Raw genomic sequence first — 3180 nt, 5'->3', positions numbered from 1 at the left:
TATGGACTTAAAACGCTCTTGTAATCTGCATGCTCATGATGACGAACATCGGAAAGCCGTATGAGGGAAAACCTCACGTACGGTTTGATGAGAAGGGGCTGGGCCCCGCCCAGCCTTTCACTCTAGCCCGGCATGGGTGCCGTGCTTTAGGGGAAAGTCCCAAGCGGGGGCTGGCGAGCACCTACCGTTAGCCAAAAGTAAGGGTGTCCATCGTGAGGTGGAATCTGAAGGAAGCTGGAGGCAAACACTCGATCTGAGATACACGAATCCAATGTGAGGCTAGTACAGTCGGATGAGTCTGCGAAACAAGGCGAAGTCCTAAGCCGCCAAGGGCTGTATGAGTATATTGGACAGGTGCATGGATGAAAGTACGCATCCTTATCCGGGGAGGCCTGCATGGCACGCCATCTGAGGATGGTAACCAAGGCCGTAAGGTTTTGCTGAGCGTGCAGGAGTCAGCAGAGGTCATAGTGCGTGAGTAAGGGACGCCTGAAAGAGGGAAGGGCCAAACGTCAACTCAGGGATGGATCAGACGTTTTCGAGAACGACGCGTTGAAGCAGAATTCCTATGGAACTCCTTCAGGGAAGTACGGGTGAAGCCCAGAGGACCTTGAAGTGATGGTTAAGCGTCGTCCGGCAAACTCCGAGCCCCATGAGTACTGGCCGCTTATACGACAACAATTATTAGAAGGGGCCTATCAAACGGCACCAGTCCGAAGGGTCGAAATCCCGAAACCCGACGGCGTTGTCAGATTATTTGGCATTTCGACTGTGGTAGATCGCTTTATCCAACAGGCTCTTCTCCAAGTGCTTACTCCTATCTTTGAAGCACATTTTGTCAATGACAATTGAAACCGATCGGGAAGATATAAAGCGGCTTTTTGCTCCGGTTGCACCGGGAATTAAGCTGCGAATTCAAGCATTAAGAGAAGTACATGAGGTAGGGATAACTACACAAGCGTCAATTTCACCTGTACTGCCGTTCACTCCGGATTTCCCAAAGTTACTGGAAGGTATCGTAGATCGGATATGGATAGATACACTTAATATCGGGGATGGTTCGATGGGGAAACACTCTGAACGACTCGGCATGCACCAGTTGTTCAAAGCCTATGGACTTTCGGAATGGTATCAAAAAGATATCCATCTCAGAGTAGAAAAGTACTTTAAAAAACATTCCCTCAAGAAATGATTCATGTTTCCAAAGAAGAAGCTTTTCCGGTCTTTGAGAAAGGTACTTAGTTCAGATGAAACCATACCTGGATACTAATTCACAGGCTATATAGTTTGCCCCTTAAGGATAACTCTCAACATAACTGTCGCAATATAAGCACAAGATAAGACAAGGCTTTTCCAGAAAACCAACGAAATGGAGTTTATACATGTCAGTTTTACGCGATTTCGAAAATGCAGAGCACGCCTTAATTCGATTTCATTCCATCTACCATACTGGAGATGTTTTTGGCAGTAGGAGGGCAGAACAAGTGCAGCTTATTCATTCATTGCATGCAGGGTCGAGCGGTAGACAATGACCAGCACCTATATATATAATGAGTAATCTGAACAACCTGCAGCGCATTAAGCTCTTAACAAATAAAAGAAAGCGACCCGCCAAATTCGAGTCTCCTCCCATACCAATCATGTTCGTAACTTACAAAGTCACAATTATAGTTAAATAACTCAGGTCAGGATATAGCTTTAAAGTGAAGTAATACCGGACTGGAAAACAACATATCGAATTTGCAAACTAAGCAAAAAAATCAATGAATTTCCATAAAATCAAAGTATAATCGGAGAGAATTAATTCCACAGATATTTACATAAGATCAAAAAGCAGTAGAGCCTTTCTTGAAAAGCTTCCTGCTTCTTCTGAACTCTCTTGAATTATTCTTCGGGATCCACCAGTTCACTAGCTTCCACCCTCAACGGGATTTTCTTCACTTTGTTCAGTTTCCTTACATGTAAAGCTGGTTATTGACCGAGATTTAATCGCGACAGCATTAAGTGGCCATTTTTAATTTTTTTCGGCAACAGATACATCCCATCTTTTCTGTAACCGAGATTAAACTCTCGGCGCATGTGGATGATGATCTCGAAATACTCACATTATTTTCCCTCAAATTGATTCATCATTTTTTTGAGCTTTCTGACAAAGCTCAGAACCTCTCTTGTTGGGACCATTTCTTCCATACCTCGCCATTATTATAGCTTATTATGCCAAAGATTTCCACTGTACAGAGAGCTTTCTATCATTATTTTTCATAGAAAGGTCCGATTTTGACTTCAAAATGAAACGGATGATAGAGGGGCATGTCCCCTGCTGTTTTTCTGTACCTTGAAAATCAAATACCATCCATTCCAGTACGTTCCCCGCATGTCTAGGAAAGCCAAATTGCAGGTGCGCCATGACCATTCTGTTTTTTTTTCGATCTATGTTTGAAGTAGCAGGGTGAGAGCGATTTTTGTCCATGCAATAATAAATGGTGGTTCCATTTAAGGCGATGACCCATGCGGGGGATAATGATACTTCCGTCCAGCCACAGCTCTGCTTTTAGGCAGATCACGCAATGGGGGCGGCTTGCAGCGATCCTGGGAGAGGTATTCGGACTATACCTATGAGGCCGTTAACCACCGGCCGCTGGAATTGGATTTATGCGATATAACCAAAACAAGGAAGAACAGAGATGCGTATAAGGTTATCGTCCTTTGTCGCATCTCTGTTTAAGATGTAATGAACCAAACGGGGGGCTTATGATGAGTCGAAAATTAATCAGATATAGCATGCAAATTGCCATGTTGAAACAATTATTTGCTCTGTCATTGATTTCGGAAAAAGAGTTTACTCTTATCAAAAACAAAACCATGAAGGAATACGATGTTGTTTCAGACCTGACTTCTTGATTCATACAATTGTTGGTCTGCTTAACTCTTATTACACTGATCGTGATAATAAGACGAAAGGAACAATTCCTGTAATGAATTAATTTGAGGTTTGAACAAAAAGAGCGTCTCCTGTATGCTGGGTCTGGAATGTGGACCATTCACTGCCCTAATTAAAGTCCAGCGGTAAGATGTCAAGCCCCTGATTCATGAGAATTGGAAATTTACTTTAAGGAACAGGTCAATGAGTCAGGAAAAAAGACAACACCAAACTAAACCCAGTTCAAAAATCGAGTTTTT

The 3180-nt window shown here is 43.1% G+C and carries 2 protein-coding genes and 2 pseudogenes; 3 read left to right on the top strand and 1 reads right to left on the bottom strand.

Going from position 1 to position 3180, the window contains the following annotated elements; all coding sequences use genetic code 11:
* Window positions 1–654: 654 nt before the first annotated feature.
* From LQ229_RS26840 to LQ229_RS26830, 3 genes and pseudogenes are all read left to right on the top strand, one after another.
* Window positions 655–828, top strand: a pseudogene (locus LQ229_RS26840) (group II intron reverse transcriptase/maturase); the annotation flags it as partial.
* Complete coding sequence (locus tag LQ229_RS26835; protein WP_347342953.1) at window positions 824–1192, top strand: hypothetical protein; 369 nt, start codon at window positions 824–826, stop codon at window positions 1190–1192. The pseudogene LQ229_RS26840 and the gene LQ229_RS26835, both read left to right, overlap by 5 nt.
* Before the next feature lie 205 nt (window positions 1193–1397).
* Window positions 1398–1481: pseudogene (locus tag LQ229_RS26830) on the top strand (GTP cyclohydrolase); the annotation flags it as partial.
* Window positions 1482–2212: 731 nt separating this feature from the next.
* Here LQ229_RS26830 and LQ229_RS26825 read toward each other — a convergent pair.
* Window positions 2213–2470, bottom strand: a complete 258-nt coding sequence (locus tag LQ229_RS26825; RefSeq protein ID WP_138919335.1) for a hypothetical protein — start codon at window positions 2468–2470, stop codon at window positions 2213–2215.
* Window positions 2471–3180 lie beyond the last annotated feature (710 nt).

It is taken from the genome of Paenibacillus sp. CECT 9249, assembly GCF_918697855.1.
Lineage (GTDB): Bacteria > Bacillota > Bacilli > Paenibacillales > Paenibacillaceae > MSJ-34.
Note: the sequence above shows the minus strand (reverse complement) of the source record. Positions and strands in the feature narration are given on the sequence as shown.